Origin of the sequence: Coprococcus sp. AF51-11b1 (assembly GCF_027682785.1) — a bacterium.
Taxonomy (GTDB): domain Bacteria; phylum Bacillota; class Clostridia; order Lachnospirales; family Lachnospiraceae; genus Allocoprococcus; species Allocoprococcus comes.
Window position 1 is genome coordinate 21,438 of the sequence record NZ_JAQCZB010000019.1, and the last position, 15,958, is coordinate 37,395.

17 protein-coding genes, 2 tRNA genes and 1 riboswitch are annotated in these 15,958 nt (G+C 41.5%); of the genes, 17 read left to right on the top strand and 2 right to left on the bottom strand.

Annotated elements, in window-relative coordinates; all coding sequences use genetic code 11:
- Positions 1–142: 142 nt before the first annotated feature.
- Complete coding sequence (locus PGY05_RS15580) at positions 143–1,174, top strand: aldose epimerase family protein (protein WP_173685975.1); 1,032 nt, start codon at positions 143–145, stop codon at positions 1,172–1,174.
- Between the two features lie 126 nt (positions 1,175–1,300).
- Here the strand turns inward: PGY05_RS15580 and PGY05_RS15585 are convergent, their stop codons facing one another.
- Positions 1,301–1,909 carry a TetR/AcrR family transcriptional regulator gene (locus PGY05_RS15585; protein ID WP_173686928.1) on the bottom strand — a complete coding sequence of 203 codons (609 nt, stop codon included), beginning with the start codon at positions 1,907–1,909 and terminating at the stop codon, positions 1,301–1,303.
- Between the two features lie 172 nt (positions 1,910–2,081).
- Here PGY05_RS15585 and PGY05_RS15590 point away from each other — a divergent pair, with 172 nt between their 5' ends.
- The 6 genes from PGY05_RS15590 to glgD all read left to right on the top strand — a co-directional run bounded on the left by PGY05_RS15590 (position 2,082) and on the right by glgD (position 8,760).
- Positions 2,082–4,235, top strand: a complete 2,154-nt coding sequence (locus tag PGY05_RS15590) for a Tex family protein (RefSeq protein ID WP_022220004.1) — start codon at positions 2,082–2,084, stop codon at positions 4,233–4,235.
- A 3-nt stretch (positions 4,236–4,238) separates the two neighbouring features.
- A complete protein-coding gene (locus PGY05_RS15595; protein ID WP_270476275.1) occupies positions 4,239–5,090 on the top strand; it encodes a DUF5685 family protein in 852 nt (283 codons plus the stop codon).
- A complete protein-coding gene (locus PGY05_RS15600; protein ID WP_270476277.1) occupies positions 5,071–5,754 on the top strand; it encodes a DnaJ domain-containing protein in 684 nt (227 codons plus the stop codon). Before PGY05_RS15595 ends, PGY05_RS15600 begins: the two co-directional genes overlap by 20 nt.
- Entirely contained in the window at positions 5,745–6,278 is a 534-nt protein-coding gene (locus PGY05_RS15605) for a hypothetical protein (RefSeq protein WP_173692679.1), read from the top strand. The genes PGY05_RS15600 and PGY05_RS15605 overlap by 10 nt, the downstream gene beginning before the upstream one ends.
- Positions 6,279–6,500: 222 nt before the next feature.
- Positions 6,501–7,640, top strand: a complete 1,140-nt coding sequence (locus PGY05_RS15610) for a glucose-1-phosphate adenylyltransferase (RefSeq protein ID WP_008373659.1) — start codon at positions 6,501–6,503, stop codon at positions 7,638–7,640.
- 1 nt (position 7,641) lies between these two features.
- Positions 7,642–8,760 (top strand): glucose-1-phosphate adenylyltransferase subunit GlgD, encoded by a 1,119-nt coding sequence (gene glgD / locus PGY05_RS15615; protein ID WP_022220005.1) that lies wholly within the window; start codon positions 7,642–7,644, stop codon positions 8,758–8,760.
- A gap of 119 nt (positions 8,761–8,879) precedes the next feature.
- Here the strand turns inward: glgD and PGY05_RS15620 are convergent, their stop codons facing one another.
- Entirely contained in the window at positions 8,880–9,524 is a 645-nt protein-coding gene (locus PGY05_RS15620) for an ECF transporter S component (protein ID WP_117824532.1), read from the bottom strand.
- A gap of 113 nt (positions 9,525–9,637) precedes the next feature.
- Positions 9,638–9,787: riboswitch (FMN riboswitch) on the bottom strand.
- Positions 9,788–9,949: 162 nt separating this feature from the next.
- On the opposite strand from PGY05_RS15620, the gene PGY05_RS15625 reads away from it, so the two are divergent.
- The 10 genes from PGY05_RS15625 to PGY05_RS15670 all read left to right on the top strand — a co-directional run bounded on the left by PGY05_RS15625 (position 9,950) and on the right by PGY05_RS15670 (position 15,699).
- Positions 9,950–10,462, top strand: a complete 513-nt coding sequence (locus tag PGY05_RS15625) for a YcxB family protein (RefSeq protein WP_055247568.1) — start codon at positions 9,950–9,952, stop codon at positions 10,460–10,462.
- Positions 10,463–10,477: 15 nt separating this feature from the next.
- Complete coding sequence (tsaE, locus tag PGY05_RS15630; RefSeq protein ID WP_055158645.1) at positions 10,478–10,909, top strand: tRNA (adenosine(37)-N6)-threonylcarbamoyltransferase complex ATPase subunit type 1 TsaE; 432 nt, start codon at positions 10,478–10,480, stop codon at positions 10,907–10,909.
- Between the two features lies 1 nt (position 10,910).
- On the top strand, positions 10,911–11,648 hold the full coding sequence (gene tsaB, locus PGY05_RS15635) for a tRNA (adenosine(37)-N6)-threonylcarbamoyltransferase complex dimerization subunit type 1 TsaB (protein WP_008373668.1): 738 nt from the start codon (positions 10,911–10,913) through the stop codon (positions 11,646–11,648).
- Positions 11,641–12,105: a ribosomal protein S18-alanine N-acetyltransferase gene (rimI, locus tag PGY05_RS15640; protein WP_270476279.1), complete on the top strand. Its 465-nt coding sequence runs from the start codon at positions 11,641–11,643 to the stop codon at positions 12,103–12,105. The genes tsaB and rimI overlap by 8 nt, the downstream gene beginning before the upstream one ends.
- Before the next feature lie 141 nt (positions 12,106–12,246).
- On the top strand, positions 12,247–12,498 hold the full coding sequence (locus PGY05_RS15645) for a hypothetical protein (protein WP_270476280.1): 252 nt from the start codon (positions 12,247–12,249) through the stop codon (positions 12,496–12,498).
- Positions 12,492–13,400 carry a ribonuclease Z gene (locus PGY05_RS15650; protein WP_008373675.1) on the top strand — a complete coding sequence of 303 codons (909 nt, stop codon included), beginning with the start codon at positions 12,492–12,494 and terminating at the stop codon, positions 13,398–13,400. The genes PGY05_RS15645 and PGY05_RS15650 overlap by 7 nt, the downstream gene beginning before the upstream one ends.
- A gap of 26 nt (positions 13,401–13,426) precedes the next feature.
- Positions 13,427–14,458, top strand: coding sequence for a tRNA (adenosine(37)-N6)-threonylcarbamoyltransferase complex transferase subunit TsaD (gene tsaD / locus PGY05_RS15655; RefSeq protein WP_008373677.1), 1,032 nt, complete (start codon positions 13,427–13,429; stop codon positions 14,456–14,458).
- 41 nt (positions 14,459–14,499) lie between these two features.
- A complete protein-coding gene (ispD, locus tag PGY05_RS15660) occupies positions 14,500–15,207 on the top strand; it encodes a 2-C-methyl-D-erythritol 4-phosphate cytidylyltransferase (protein WP_008373678.1) in 708 nt (235 codons plus the stop codon).
- A gap of 88 nt (positions 15,208–15,295) precedes the next feature.
- Positions 15,296–15,381, top strand: a tRNA-Ser gene (locus tag PGY05_RS15665).
- 228 nt (positions 15,382–15,609) lie between these two features.
- Positions 15,610–15,699, top strand: a tRNA-Ser gene (locus PGY05_RS15670).
- Positions 15,700–15,958 lie beyond the last annotated feature (259 nt).

The window sequence follows — 15,958 nt, forward strand, 5'->3', positions numbered from 1 at the left end:
GATAAAAAATATCAGCAATATGTACAAAATGGCAGAACAACGATAAAGGGTGCAAAAAATAAAAAAATTATGTTACAATAACACCTGTAAAAGAGATGTCTGTTTTACAGGCACAATTAACAGAAAGGGCGGAAGAGGAAAAATGAAAGTAACAGATTTTGGTGCAACAGTTAAAGGTGACGAGACAAAATTATATACGCTCACAAATAAAAACGGAATGGAGATTGCAGTATCCGATTACGGTGCAACGCTGGTACAGGTGATCGTACCGGACAAAGAAGGCAAGCCGTGTGATGTTGTGCTTGGATATGATGAGGCAGCAGGATATGAAGAAGGAGATCTGTTCTTCGGTGCAATTGTCGGGAGAAGTGCAAACCGTATCGGAGGAGCATCCTTTGAACTGAACGGAGTGACCTATCAGCTTGAAAAGAATGATAATGGCAATAATCTCCACAGCGGAATGGATTTTTATAACCAGAGAATGTGGAAGGTAAAAGAAACCGCAGATGATCATATTACATTTGAACTGGACAGCCCGGATGGTGATCAGGGATATCCGGGAGCTGTACATATTGAGGTAACATATACTCTGACAGAAGACAATGCAGTGAAGATCGCTTACCATGCAGTTCCGGATGCAGATACTCTGATCAATATGACAAATCACAGCTATTTTAATATGGATGGACATGCATCAGGAGATGTACTGGATCAGGAAGTATGGATTGATGCAGATGCATTTACCAGAGCCGATGCCGAGTCTATTCCGACAGGCGAGATCACACCGGTAGAAGGAACACCGATGGATTTCCGCACAAAGAAAGCAATTGGCAAAGAAATCGAGACAGATTATGAAGCACTGAATTTCGGGAAAGGATATGATCATAACTGGGTTCTGAACAATAAAGGAGAATTTGCGAAAGTGGCAGAGATGTCCTCGGAAGAGAGCGGAATCACTATGGAAGTTTATACAGACCTTCCGGGAATGCAGCTTTATACAGGCAACTTTATTGTTGATGCCAAAGGAAAAGGCGGGGCGCATTACCACAAACGCCAGGCAGCCTGCTTCGAGACACAGTTCTTCCCGGATGCAATCCATAAAGAGAATTTTGCCGGGCCGGTATGCGAGAAGGGCGAAACTTACGAAACAACAACGATGTACAAGTTTATATAACAACAGATAAGCCGAAAAGGTGCCATGGACATAAAAATCCATGACACCTTTTTTGAAAATATGTGCTGTAAAAAATCAGCGAAGGAATATGAAAAATTCATTTTACGCTGTGGTATATCTGTGAAATCAGAAAATGCCATCCAGATAATGCCCGATCGAACGGCGGATATTACCTTCAAAATCAGTCTCTCCGTTATGCAGACACCATTCAAATACATTTCCGATAACCAGCATACGGATATCAGTGCAGATTTCATCCAGGGAAATCTTTGGCGCAATGATGCCGGCATCAATCGCTTTGCGAAGATAATTCTCTACGGTAAGGATCGGGTACGGTCGCTCGGTACGGATCGTTGGGTTCAGTGCCTGGTTGCGCGGTGTGTAGTAGTTGGACATGAATTCTACTCCGAGTTCCCGGCAGTACTGTGCGTAATTCAGATAAACGTGGATGATACCGATCTTTGCCTCATCTGCATCTTCCGGCATATCCAGAAGATCCGGATTGATGCTTGGCTGTTCTTCAATATAATAAGATAAAAGATCATCTTTGGTTTTAAAATGATGATAGAAGCTGCCGTTGGAGACACCTGCTTCATCACAGATATTTTTTATGGAAAGCTGATCGTATCCCTGCTTCTGCAGAATTGTCTTGGCTGCATGAAAGATACGTGCTTTGGTTTCTTTTGATTTTTTCTGTTGTCTGGACAGTGGCTCTTTTTCAATATCGCTTGACATTTGGTTAATCCTTTCTTAAAATTTTTCAGTCAGATTAGCTGTAGTATAGCATATTTAATAGAAAAAGACAAGAAAACCGAGCGAACTCTGTAATTTTAACGGGAATTGAAAAATAAGAGATGACATGGTATCATTAAATCCATAGCGAACAAAAAGAGAGGATTGGATATCAATGGATATTAACCAGAAAATAACAGAAGAACTGGGCGTAAAAAAGTGGCAGGTAGATGCGGCTGTAAAGCTGATTGATGAAGGAAATACCATTCCGTTTATTGCGCGTTACAGAAAAGAAGCACACGGTACACTGGATGATGAACAGCTTCGTAAATTATATGAACGACTGACCTATCTGCGGAACCTGGAAGAGAAAAAAGAACAGGTTCTTGCAAGTATTGAAGAACAGGGCAAGTTAACACCTGAGCTGAAAGCACAGATCGTGGCAGCAGAGACGCAGGTTCTGGTGGACGATCTTTATCGTCCGTATAGACCAAAACGCCGGACCCGTGCGACAATTGCAAAAGAAAAAGGTCTGGAATCACTGGCGGTTCTGATCTCTCTTCAGAATAGTAAGGAGCCCCTGGAAAAAGAGGCAGAAAAATATGTTTCTGAAGAAAAGGGCGTGAAAAATGTGCAGGAAGCGATTGACGGTGCAAAAGATATTCTTGCAGAAAATATTTCAGATGAGGCAGATTACAGAAAGAGGATCCGCGATCTGACGTTCAAAAAGGGTACGCTGGTTTCTGCTGCAAAAGACGAAAAAGCAGAATCTGTATACGAGATGTATTATGATTTTACAGAAGCGGTCAGCAAAGTAGCCGGACACCGTGTGCTGGCACTCAACCGTGGAGAAAAAGAAAAATTCCTGAGTGTTAAGATTGAAGCACCGGAAGAGGAAATTCTCCGTTATCTGGAAAAGAAAGTGATCCGCAGGGATAATCCATACACAACACCGGTTTTGAAAGAGGTTGTGGCCGACAGCTATCAGAGGCTGATCGCACCGGCGATCGAGCGTGAACTGAGAAACGAACTGACGGAAAAAGCAGAAGATGGCGCAATCCTTGTGTTTGGAAAGAATCTGGAGCAGCTTCTGATGCAGCCGCCGATCGTCGGACAGGTTGTGCTTGGATGGGATCCTGCATTCCGTACCGGATGCAAGCTTGCTGTGGTAGATCCGACCGGGAAAGTAATCGGCACGACTGTAATTTATCCGACAGCGCCTACGACTCCGAAGAAGATCCAGGCAGCAAAAGATCTGCTGAAAAAGATTATTCCAAAGTATCACATCTCTTTGATTTCCCTGGGAAATGGAACAGCATCCAGAGAATCAGAACAGTTTATTGTAGAACTGTTAAAAGAGATTCCGGAAAAAGTGCAGTATGTGATCGTAAATGAAGCGGGAGCATCTGTGTACTCAGCAAGTAAACTTGCTACAGAAGAATTCCCAAAATTTGATGTCGGGCAGAGAAGCGCGACATCCATCGCAAGACGTCTTCAGGATCCGCTTGCCGAACTGGTAAAGATCGATCCGCAGTCGATCGGTGTCGGGCAGTATCAGCATGATATGAACCAGAAAAAATTAGGAGAAGCACTTGGCGGTGTGGTAGAAGACTGTGTAAATAAAGTCGGTGTGGACCTAAATACTGCATCGGCTCCGCTGCTTTCTTATATTTCCGGTATTTCCGGAACCCTTGCGAAAAATATTGTTGCTTACAGGGAAGAAAATGGAAAATTTGAGAATAGAAAAGAACTTCTCAAAGTACCAAAACTTGGACCAAAAGCATTTGAGCAGTGTGCCGGGTTTATGAGGATCCAGGGCGGAACCAATCCACTTGACGGAACCAGTGTACATCCGGAGTCTTACGAGGCGGCAGGAAAGCTTCTTGAAAAGCAGGGCTTCAAGCCGGAAGATATTGCAGGCGGCAAACTTGCAGGTCTGTCTCTTACCATCAAAGATTACAAAAAGCTCGCTGAAGAACTTGGAATAGGAGAGATCACCCTTCGGGATATTGTCAAAGAGCTGGAAAAACCGGCGCGTGATCCACGAGATGAGATGCCGAAACCAATTCTCAGGACGGATGTCCTTGATATGAAGGATCTGAAGGAAGGAATGATTCTGAAAGGAACCGTGCGAAATGTCATTGACTTTGGTGTATTTGTCGATATTGGAGTGCATCAGGACGGATTGGTGCACATTTCCCAGATCACGGATCGTTTTATCAAGCATCCACTGGAAGCAGTCAGCGTAGGAGATGTTGTAGATGTAAAGGTGATGAGCGTTGATCTACAGAAGAAGCGGATCCAGCTTACAATGAGAGGAATTCAGTAATACATGTTCGGATATGTGACGGCGAATGAGCCGGAATTAAAAGTAAAAGATTATCATAAATATAAAGCGTATTACTGTGGCCTTTGTCAGTCACTGAAGAGACAGTATGGCAGCGCAGGTCAGCTTACGCTTGCCTATGATATGACATTTGTGATCATTTTACTTACTTCTTTATATGAAAGTGAAACAAAGGCAGAAAGCCATCGCTGTAAGATGCATCCGTTAAAGCCACAGCCAATGCTGGAAAATGAGATCACAGAGTATGCGGCCGATATGAATCTGATCATGGCGTATTATCATCTGGAAGATGATTGGAAGGATGAGAAGAAAGTAGCAGGGCTTCTCGGGAGTATGGCTTTGAAGCGAAAAGTAGAAAAAGCAATTTGGAAATATCCAAGGCAGAGTCGTGTGATCAGAGAAGAAATGGCAAAGCTTTCGGAATATGAAAGTCAGGGTATACAGGAAGTTGACTATCCGGCAGGCTGTTTTGGCCGGCTGATGGAAGAGATGATGGTATATAAAGAAGACTGCTGGGAACAGCAGCTTCGAGGGATCGGTTTCTATCTGGGCAAATATATTTACATTATGGATGCTTACGAAGATTTGGATAAGGACCTGGAAAAAGGGACTTATAATCCATTAAAAAAGATGCATGAAGAAGCCGGATATGAAGAAAGATGCAGAGACATTCTGTGCATGATGATCGGCGAATGCGCAAGAAATTTTGAAATTCTGCCATGTATACTGGACGTGGATATCCTGCGGAATATCCTGTATGATGGCGTATGGAAACATTACAGAAAGATACAAGAAAAGAAAAGCGAGGAAAAGGAAGATGACAAAGAATCCTTATGAGGTGCTTGGCGTATCACCAAATGCGTCGGAAGAGGAGATAAAAAAGGCGTACAGAGAACTGAGCCGGAAATATCATCCGGATGCCAATGTGGATAATCCGCTTCGGGATCTTGCTGAAGAAAAGTTCAAAGAAGTACAGGAAGCTTATGATGAAATTATGAAAGAGCGGGCGAATGGAGGATATAATTACGGATACGGTACGGGTTCAGGGAACTATTCTTATGGTAATAATTCCTATGGGAATCAATCTTATGGCAATGGCAGATATCAGCAGTACAATAATATGAATCCGGAGTTGCAGGCGGCATTCAATTTTATCAATAACCGTAGATATCAGGACGCGATCAATGTGTTGAACCGTATGAATGACCGGACTGCACAATGGTATTATGCAAGTTCCATGGCCAACGCCGGCGTAGGCAACAATGTGCTTGCAAGGGATTATGCTGCGCAGGCAGTGAATATGGACCCGAATAACCCGCAGTACAGAGAGCTGATGAACCAGCTGAACTGGGGAGCACAGAGATATAATAGTAATCCGTTTGGTCAGGGATATGGCAATCGTAATTCCTCTCCGTGTGGAACTGGAAATATGTGCTGTGATCTGTGGATCGCAGATTCATTATGTGAATGTATGGGAGGAGATCTGTGTCCATGCATCTAAATACAAAAAAGATTGCATTTGCAGGCGTTATGCTTGCACTGACAGAAGTGGGGATTGCGCTTGGCAGTGTGATCGAAACGAATACCCTTTTTTTACTGGCGGCGGCGTCCTTCTTTGTCGGGATTGTGATTCAGGAATTTGGATTGAAAAGCGGGGCAGGCTTTTTACTGGCTGGAATTTTGCTGGCAATCCTTCTGTCTCCGAATAAATTATATGTGGTTTCCTATGCATTTATGGGATTTTATATTCTAATTATAGAAACAATATGGCATTTTTCTGGAAGAGCTTCCGGATGGATCAGAAGCCGTAACTTTTTCTGGCTCATGAAATATCTGGTATTTAATGTACTTTATATTCCGGGTTTAATATATTTCTGGAGTATGTTATCTGAAAAAAAGACCGTAAAAGGAATAATGCTTATGTCTGTTGTATTCGGACAATTTATACTTTTTGTCTTTGATAAGACATATGAATATGCAATGGGGAAAATCTGGAAAGAAAATAGACATAAATTCGGATTTTAAAGCATATATAATACAATAATGATGATGTGAGTGTCGAAAGTAAATTTTGCTGCTCACTGATGTAACCGGATTGTTCTATTGCTACGCAATTCCCATAATCCTCGAACACATCATAATAATAAAAATATAAATTTTATGTATTTTTTGCACAAAAAAGTGGAAAATTTAACAGAAAAATTGTATAATATAAGACAGGACAAATAGGAAAGAGAGGATTCACTTATGAAGCAGAATAATATGCTTGCTATGATCTTGGCGGGCGGACGAGGAAGTCGTCTTCACGAGCTTACAAATAAAGTAGCCAAACCTGCGGTTTCATATGGTGGGAAATACAGAATCATTGATTTTCCACTTAGCAACTGTGCCAACAGCGGAATTGATAATGTAGGAGTCCTGACACAGTATGAGTCTATTTTACTTAACAGTTATGTAGCGGCAGGTCGCAGATGGGGGTTAGATGCCCAGAACAGCGGAGTCTATGTACTTCCACCGCGTGAAAAAGCGGATGCGGATCTGGATGTATACAGAGGAACAGCAGATGCAATTTCACAGAACATTGATTTTGTGGACATGTTTGCACCAGAATATGTACTGATTCTTTCTGGTGACCATATTTATAAGATGAATTATGATAATATGCTTGATTATCATAAAGAGACTGGAGCAGATGCAACAATCGCGGTCATTGAGGTTCCGATGAAGGAAGCAAGCCGTTTCGGTATTATGAATACGGACGATGAGGGAAGAATTGTAGAGTTTGAAGAGAAACCGGAGAATCCAAAGAGCAATCTGGCATCCATGGGTATTTACATATTCAACTGGAAGCTTTTAAGAAAGATGCTCCTTGCAGATATGAAAAATCAGGATTCCAATCATGATTTCGGAAAAGATATCATTCCGACTATGCTGAATGATGGAAGAAAGCTCTACGCATACAAGTTCAAAGGATATTGGAAAGATGTCGGAACAATTGATTCCCTGTGGGAAGCAAATATGGATCTGATCAATAGTAAAAATGAACTTGATCTGAATGATGATTCATGGAAGATTTACACAGAGGATACAACTGTGCTTCCTCAGTATGTTGGCCCGACAGCAGAGATTGAAAGAGCATTTATCAACCAGGGATGTGTGATCAATGGAAAAGTCAAAAATTCTGTATTGTTTACAGGTGCAAGAGTCGGCGAAGGTGCACAGATTATTGACAGTGTACTGATGCCGGGCGTTGAAGTAGAAGAAGGTGCAGTTGTAACAAGAGCGCTTGTGGCTGATGGTGTAAAGATTGGCAAAAATGCAGTTGTCGGATCAGCAGACAGTGAACATATTGAATTAGTATCAAAACGTGTTAAGGGGGATGAGTAATATGGCACAGGCATTTGGAATCGTAAGTTTTGCCGGCAACAATATCCGGGTAGGAGAGATGCAGAATTACCGTCCGGTTGGTGCTGTTTCATTCCTTGGAAGATACAGAGTTATCGATTTCCCAATCTCTAATATGAGCAACAGTGAAATCGAACATATTCAGGTTTATGTAAGAAGAAAACCGCGTTCTCTTACAGAACATCTTGGAACAGGCCGTCATTACAATATCAACTCAAAGAGTGGCCGTCTTCATATTCTTTATTCTGATTTTGCAAATGCAGAATGGAGTGTATACAATAATGACCTGGCGGCATATGAAGAAAATATGGAGTGTATTGAAGCTGTAAAATATCCATATGTAGTTATTGCACCAAGTTATATGATTTATACACAGAATTATGATGAATTACTTAAGACACATATTGAATCCGGTGCAGATATTACCCTGTTATATCACAGTGTGGATAATGCAAAAGAATACTATCTGAACTGTTCAACACTTAATCTGAACAAGCAGAAGGGTGTCCTTTCATTGGAACCGAACCATGGTAACGCGAAAAATCGTAATATTTTCATGGACACTTATGTAATGCGCAAAGATCTGTTTATGGAACTGGTTAAAAAGGGAAGAAAGATTTCTTCCATGTTCACACTTAATGATATTGTGAATATGGCATGCAGTGAACTGGATGTACGTGGAGTGTCACATCGAGGATTCTTTGCATCTATCACAGATTTTACGAGCTACTATAATGCAAACTTATCACTGATCGATATGAAGAATGCAGTGACTTTGTTTGATAAGAACTGGCCGATTTACACAAGAACAAATGATTCATGCCCAACAAAGTATTATGAAGGAGCAAGTGTCAAGAGATCGGTAATTTCCAATGGATGCCTGATTGAGGGTACTGTTGAGAATTCGGTAATCGGACGTGGATGCGTAATTAAGAAAGGTGCAGTTGTCAAAGATAGTGTTATCCTTCCGGGAGTTGTAATTGGAGAGGATGCACGGATTGAAGCGCAGGTAGTGGACAAGAGTGCAAGGATTGTCCATGCAAAGGAACTGATTGCAGATCCGGAAAAACCAGGATATGTAAGAAGAAACGATACTTTATAAATCAAAAGAAATTCAACAGAGAGAAGAATGCCGGCGTGGGCAGACTTCTCTCTGTTTTTTGGTTTCATAAAAAAAGAGGCTCATAACGAACCCCTTTTGCTGCTTTGTAAAATTATAATCTATTCGCGTCCCATTTGTAAAATCGGGCTGATCTTTTTGTAGATCAGGAATACGATCAATGATACCAGGAAACCTTTCAGCAGATTGAAAGGTGCAACAGAAAGTAAAACAAAAGTCAGAAGACTGTTGATATGACTGTTGACTGCGGTTCCCATGGCAACCAGTGCGTCGATCGGCATATGGAATGCAGCAGCGTATGCCGGAAGCAGAAGGTATGCATTGATAAAACATCCGACAATTGTCATAAAAACAGTTCCTGTTACCATACCGATGATCGCACCCTTGCGAGAATGTAACTTCTGATAAATCAGGGAAGCCGGAATACACATTGCACATCCGATCAGGAAGTTTCCGAGGTCTCCAACACCAGCTGTTGATGTACCTCTGATCAGGAGGTTCAACAGGATTTTGACCAGTTCGATCAAAGCGCCGGCTACAGGTCCCATGGTAAATGCTCCGACAAGGACCGGAACTTCACTGAAATCAATTTTGTAAAAGGTTGGTGCAAATGGAAGTGGAATATCAAATAACATCAGAACCATAGCGATTGCTCCGAGCACACCAATCTGTGCAATTACCTTTGTGCTGATACGTTTTTTTTCTTTCGTTGTTGTTTTTGGGTTTGTCATTACATCTGTACTCATTTTTTCTCTCCTTTTCTCTTGACATAATCAGATGAATTGAGGAGGAAAATCTTCGAAAGCCTATGCAAAAAAATCCCCGACGTAATACGTCGGGGGGATTATTTGCAAAATCACTTTTTCTTCTCTCATCCAGACTTTACTGTCGGTTTTGGAATTGCACCAAATCAGCTGTCAGAAATCTGACAGGTCGCGGACTGTAACCGCCGGTTGGGAATTCTGCTTATACTATAGCGATAAGAAGTCACCCTACCCCGAAGAATTTCCTTGTTCATTTGAACACATTATAGCGCAGGCGTATATAAAATACAAGTACAAGTTAAGAAAAGACAGTGTTTTTCTAAACCCGGAGTGAGCAGTAACGACTTGTTTCCAAAGATTCGGTATGATATAATCGGTGTGACTTAATCTGATATGGAGGAAAATGAATGAATATAAAGTTTGAAGTAAAAATGACAAAAAAAGCCATGTTTGATTTTATGCTCTATACTTCCTACACAAGCCTTAGTGGAATCGTTGGTGTGATTTTCGGTGGTGTAACACTGGTGCTGGGAATCAGACAATGCATGTTTGGAAGCTACAGTACAGCAGCAACGTTCTTTTTGTTTGCCGCAATTTTTCTGATCGGAAACCCACTTCATTTAAAAGCACGTGCGGCAGAACAGGTAATGCGCTCCCCGATGTTTCAGAAACCGATTAGTTATGAACTTAACGAAGAAGGAATCCGCATTTCACAGGATGAACAAAGTGTGCTTAATGAATGGGGAGATTTCCGGAAGGCAGTTTCAACCGGTCAGTCTGTAATTATATATGTAACAAAGGTAAGAGCACTGATTTTTCCAAGAGAATCCCTGGGAGAACAGTATGCGGCAGCAGTGCAGATGATTTCTACACATATGCCAGCCAAGAAAGTCAATATCAGACACGTCAGTGCAAATTAGGAGGCAGACCAGAAGATGATAATTGAAACAAAAAGTGCCAAAGAAACCTATGATCTCGGTAAGAAGATCGGGAGTCATGCAAAAGCAGGAGAAGTCTATACACTGGTAGGAGATCTCGGCGTCGGAAAGACCGTATTTACCCAGGGACTGGCAAAAGGACTGGGGATTGAAGAACCGATCAGCAGTCCAACCTTTACAATAGTCCAGGTATATGATGACGGAAGACTTCCGTTCTATCATTTTGATGTGTATCGGATTGGTGACATTGAAGAGATGGACGAGATTGGTTTTGAAGACTATGTATATGGAGACGGTGTAAGCCTGATCGAATGGGCGAACCTGATCGATGAGATTCTTCCGGCGAACCGGACAGAGATCACGATAGAAAAAGATCTGGAACAGGGATTTGATTTCCGCCGGATTACGGTAGAGAAAAGAGGAGAATAATATGCGCATTTTAGCAATAGACAGTTCGGGACTTGTTGCAACTGTCGCAGTAGTTGAAGAAGAAAACGAAATTTCCAAAACGATTGCAGAGTATACGATCAATTATAAAAAGACACATTCACAGACCTTATTACCGATGTTGGATGAAATCGTGAAGATGACGGATATGAATCTGGATACGATTGATGCGATTGCGGTAGCAGGAGGACCGGGATCATTTACCGGACTCAGAATTGGTTCAGCAACTGCAAAGGGACTGGGGCTGGCACTGAAGAAGCCTTTGATTCACATTCCGACAGTAGACGGACTTGCTTATAATCTGTGTTATACAGACAGGATCATTTGTCCGATCATGGATGCAAGAAGAAATCAGGTATATACTGGTATTTATCAGATGGACGGTGATAAACTGCAGGTTTTGGAAGCACAGATGGCAGTCGAAATCGATGAACTTGCCAAAAAACTTTGTACTTATGGAAAACCAGTGATCTTTCTTGGAGACGGTGTACCGGTGCATAAAGACAGGCTGGAGAAGGAATTGATGACGAATTATGATATTGCATTTGCACCGGCACATATGAACCAGCAGAGAGCGGCAGCAGTCGGTATGCTTGGAATTCAGTATTATAAAGAAGGAAAAACAGAAACTGCAATGGAACACAAACCGGATTATCTGCGTGTATCACAGGCAGAACGGGAAAGAGAAGAACGTCTGAAAGCAGAAAAAACACATGAGTAATAGAGATAACATAGAAATTACTTTGATAACAGAAAATGACAGAGAACGAATGGAACAGGTGGCGCAGATGGAAACAGACGTATTTCCGGATCCGTGGAGTTATCATGAAGTGAGATCAACTGTCAGACAGAAGCATACTTTTTGTGCGGCAGCAATGGAAGGGGATACCCTGCTGGGATATTTTCTGTGTTATTACGTTCTGGATGAATGCGAGATTGCAAGAATTGCAGTTGCTGAATCTGAAAGACGCAGAGGAATTGGACAGATGCTGTTTGGATTTATGGAACAGATCTGCCATGAAAAGCAACTGAAAAGAATGCTTCTTGATGTCCGTAAGAGTAATCAGACAGCGATTGCTTTTTATGAAAAAAACAAATTTGGAATCGATGGAGAGCGAAAGTCCTATTACGGAGGGAAAAATCCGGAAGATGCAATCCTGATGAGCCGCATGGTTTAGAAAATGGAAGAAATCGCAAGAATATACAAGACTTCCCACTGGAAGGCGTCAGTCTGTGACGTTATAATGTACCTGAACATAGGAAGAGCTGAAAAATGAAATGGCAGTCTTTTTTTGCAAAGATACTCAGGAGGAAGTAAGATGCGTAATTATAAAAAAATTCAGACAGAAAAAAATACAGTCACAAAGATTGTGTGCAATAAATGTAAAAAAGAAATCACAATAAAAAATGGAATACCGGAGGAAGAGGTGCTTACAGTTGAAAAAAGATGGGGATATTTTTCGCACAAAGACGGAGAACTCCATCGATTTGATATCTGTGAGGAATGTTATGATACCTGGATAGCATCTTTCCAGATTCCGGTATATGGAGAACAGGAGTTAGAATGTTAGATGTATGTTTGCTTGGAAGCGGTGGAATGATGCCGCTTCCTTATCGATGGCTGACCGCACTTATGACAAGATATAACGGCAGCCAGCTGCTGATTGACTGTGGTGAAGGCACACAGATTGCGTTAAAAGAGAAGGGATGGAGTTTTAAACCGATCGATGTAATTTGTTTTACACATTATCATGGAGATCATATCAGCGGACTTCCGGGACTTCTTCTTACAATGGGAAATGCGGACAGAAAGGAACCGCTTACTCTGATTGGACCGAAAGGTCTGGAGAGAGTGGTGAGTTCTCTGCGAGTGATCGCGCCGGAACTGCCATTTGAAATCCACTATAGAGAAATTACAGAGCCAGAACAGATTTTTGAGATGGATGGATATCGTCTGAAAGCATTTCGCGTAAAACATAATGTGATCTGTTACGGTTATACGATTGAGATCGACCGTGCCGGCAAATTTGATGTGCAGAGGGCAACAGAACAGAAAATTCCGAAGGAATACTGGAAACATCTTCAAAAAGGTGAGACAGTAGAGCTTGACGGAAGAATACTGACGCCGGAGATGGTCCTTGGACCACCTCGAAGAGGAATTAAGCTTACCTATTGTACAGATACAAGACCGACGGATTCTATCCGGAAGAATGCAAAAGGGTCAGACCTGTTTATCTGCGAAGGAATGTACGGAGAAAAAGAAAAAGCGGCAAAGGCAGTAGAATATAAGCATATGACCTTTTATGAGGCAGCAAACCTGGCAAAAGAGGCGGAGGTGGGAGAAATGTGGCTTACGCATTACAGCCCGTCCCTGCGCCATCCGGAAGAATATATGGATGAAGTGCGGGCAATCTTTCCACATGCGATCGCAGGAAAAGACCGTATGACAACAGAACTGGATTTCCCGGAATAAGCAAAGCAGTAGAGAGAAGGAAAAATATGGATACAGAGAAAAAGGATATATTAATACTGGCAATTGAAAGTTCCTGTGATGAAACGGCAGCAGCCGTTGTAAAGAACGGACGACAGGTGTTGTCAAATGTGATCTCGTCACAGATAGATCTACATAAATTATATGGTGGTGTGGTTCCGGAAATCGCATCGAGAAAGCATATTGAAAAGATTAATCAGGTAATAGAAGAGGCTCTGGAAAATGCAGAGGTTACACTGGATGATATTGATGCAATCGGTGTAACTTACGGTCCGGGGCTTGTTGGTGCGCTCCTTGTCGGTGTGGCAGAAGCAAAAGCAATCGCATATGCGAAAAAGTTACCACTTGTTGGAGTTCATCATATTGAAGGGCATATTTCTGCAAATTATATTGAGAATCTGGAACTGGAACCACCGTTCTTGTGTCTTGTTGTGTCTGGGGGGCATACGCATCTCGTATGCGTCAAGGATTATGGAACTTATGAGATTCTTGGAAGAACCAGAGATGATGCGGCAGGGGAGGCTTTTGATAAAGTGGCTAGAGCAATTGGCCTGGGATATCCGGGAGGACCGAAGATTGATAAGCTTTCAAAAGAAGGGGATCCAGATGCAATCCCATTTCCACGCGCGCATATTGAAGATTCCCCATATGATTTCAGCTTCAGTGGCGTGAAGTCAGCAGTTTTAAACTATATTAACGGCTGCAAGATGAAAGGGATTGAATACAACCGTGCTGATATTGCTGCATCCTTTCAGAAAGCAGTTACTGATGTGCTGGTAGACAATGCAATGCATGCAGTAAAAGAATATGGACTTAATAAGTTTGCAATTGCGGGAGGCGTGGCGTCAAACAGTAGTCTTCGTGCAGCAATGAAACAGGCATGTGAAAAGAATGAAATAGAATTTTACTATCCGTCACCGATTTTCTGTACAGATAATGCAGCAATGATCGGTGTGGCGGCTTATTATGAATACATAAATGGAACCAGACATGGATGGGATCTGAATGCAGTCCCGAATCTGAAACTTGGCGAAAGATAGAGTGGGCAACCACGAAATGCAGATAAAAAGGAGAGAATAATATGAACAGGGAAAAATGTACAGCAGTAGTCCTGGCAGCAGGAAAAGGAAGCCGGATGGGTACAAAAATACAGAAGCAGTATCTGGAAATATGCGGAAAGCCTGTACTTTACTATTCTCTTGCTGCATTTGCAGCATCTCCGATTATTGATGAAATTGTTCTTGTGACAGGAGAAGGTAAGACTGATTATTGCCGGAAAAATATTATAGAAGCTTATGGAATCACAAAAGTTAATAAAATTGTGGTTGGTGGAAAAGAACGGTATGAATCTGTATATAAAGCACTAAGAGAAATAGAACCGGAAGGTTATGTCTTTATTCATGATGGAGCACGTCCGTTTGTTGATGAATCGATCATAGAACGAACTTACCAGGCAGTAAAAGAATACCGGGCATGTGTGGCAGGAATGCCATCGAAAGATACGGTAAAGATTGTAGATGAGAATGATTTCGCAGTAAATACACCGGAACGAAGATTTGTGTGGTGTATTCAGACTCCGCAGGTATTTGAGACTGCATTAATTCGTCATGCATATTTTAAATTGATGGAAAATGAAGAAAATGAAACAGGGATAACAGACGATGCGATGGTTGTAGAGCGTATGGAAAACTGTGCAGTAAAGTTGGTAGAAGGTTCGTATGAGAATATAAAGATTACAACGCCAGAAGATCTGATATTAGCAGAAAGTCTGATCAAAAAAAGAAATTGAAAAAAATTTAAAAAAAGTGTTGACAATAATGTATCACTATGATATTATCTATCTTGTCGCTGATACACAGCAACAACTTAATAAATGCGGAGAGGTATCGAAGTGGTCATAACGAGGCGGTCTTGAAAACCGTTTGTCCGAAAGGGCGCGTGGGTTCGAATCCCACCCTCTCCGGTTGAAGCAGAACAATATGTTCTGCTTTTTTTATTGTTCGGCTTGGTTTTTGGGGAGTAAAAAGGCGAAATGAAAAAAGGTAAGATTTACCTTTGAAGTTACATTATTTTACAAGATTAAATTCCACATGAGAGTGGAATTTAATCTTGTAAGTGAGTAATATATAAAACTTGAAAATAGTACTGGACAAAAAAGAAAGAATCGTGTATATTAAATAACGGACGTTTTGGAGAAATACCCAAGCTGGCCGAAGGGGCTCCCCTGGAAAGGGAGTAGGTCGTTAATAGCGGCGCGAGGGTTCGAATCCCTCTTTCTCCGTTTTGTTCAAAGCTAAAAAGCAGTAATCGATAAAACATAATATTGAATGTAAAATACAGATCAAGAAAATGTGAAAAAAGTCGAAAAAAGTGCTTGACATTCAGGAAAACGGATGTTATTATAAACAAGCTGATGCATGAGAAATGAAAGTTTTAAATGCAGAACAAAAAAATAAAAAAGTTGTTGACAAACATGAAACACTTTGATATAATATAAAAGCTGTCGCATGAAACGGCAACAACAAAAAAGAACATTGATA

Excerpts from the sequence above, each read along its gene's own strand:
- PGY05_RS15580 (WP_173685975.1), top strand. The coding sequence starts at position 143 with ATGAAAGTAACAGATTTTGGTGCAACAGTTAAAGGTGACGAGACAAAA.
- PGY05_RS15585 (WP_173686928.1), bottom strand. The coding sequence starts at position 1,909 with ATGTCAAGCGATATTGAAAAAGAGCCACTGTCCAGACAACAGAAAAAA.
- PGY05_RS15590 (WP_022220004.1), top strand. The coding sequence starts at position 2,082 with ATGGATATTAACCAGAAAATAACAGAAGAACTGGGCGTAAAAAAGTGG.
- PGY05_RS15595 (WP_270476275.1), top strand. The coding sequence starts at position 4,239 with ATGTTCGGATATGTGACGGCGAATGAGCCGGAATTAAAAGTAAAAGAT.
- PGY05_RS15600 (WP_270476277.1), top strand. The coding sequence starts at position 5,071 with ATGACAAAGAATCCTTATGAGGTGCTTGGCGTATCACCAAATGCGTCG.
- PGY05_RS15605 (WP_173692679.1), top strand. The coding sequence starts at position 5,745 with ATGCATCTAAATACAAAAAAGATTGCATTTGCAGGCGTTATGCTTGCA.
- PGY05_RS15610 (WP_008373659.1), top strand. The coding sequence starts at position 6,501 with ATGAAGCAGAATAATATGCTTGCTATGATCTTGGCGGGCGGACGAGGA.
- glgD (WP_022220005.1), top strand. The coding sequence starts at position 7,642 with ATGGCACAGGCATTTGGAATCGTAAGTTTTGCCGGCAACAATATCCGG.
- PGY05_RS15620 (WP_117824532.1), bottom strand. The coding sequence starts at position 9,524 with ATGAGTACAGATGTAATGACAAACCCAAAAACAACAACGAAAGAAAAA.
- PGY05_RS15625 (WP_055247568.1), top strand. The coding sequence starts at position 9,950 with ATGAATATAAAGTTTGAAGTAAAAATGACAAAAAAAGCCATGTTTGAT.
- tsaE (WP_055158645.1), top strand. The coding sequence starts at position 10,478 with ATGATAATTGAAACAAAAAGTGCCAAAGAAACCTATGATCTCGGTAAG.
- tsaB (WP_008373668.1), top strand. The coding sequence starts at position 10,911 with ATGCGCATTTTAGCAATAGACAGTTCGGGACTTGTTGCAACTGTCGCA.
- rimI (WP_270476279.1), top strand. The coding sequence starts at position 11,641 with ATGAGTAATAGAGATAACATAGAAATTACTTTGATAACAGAAAATGAC.
- PGY05_RS15645 (WP_270476280.1), top strand. The coding sequence starts at position 12,247 with ATGCGTAATTATAAAAAAATTCAGACAGAAAAAAATACAGTCACAAAG.
- PGY05_RS15650 (WP_008373675.1), top strand. The coding sequence starts at position 12,492 with ATGTTAGATGTATGTTTGCTTGGAAGCGGTGGAATGATGCCGCTTCCT.
- tsaD (WP_008373677.1), top strand. The coding sequence starts at position 13,427 with ATGGATACAGAGAAAAAGGATATATTAATACTGGCAATTGAAAGTTCC.
- ispD (WP_008373678.1), top strand. The coding sequence starts at position 14,500 with ATGAACAGGGAAAAATGTACAGCAGTAGTCCTGGCAGCAGGAAAAGGA.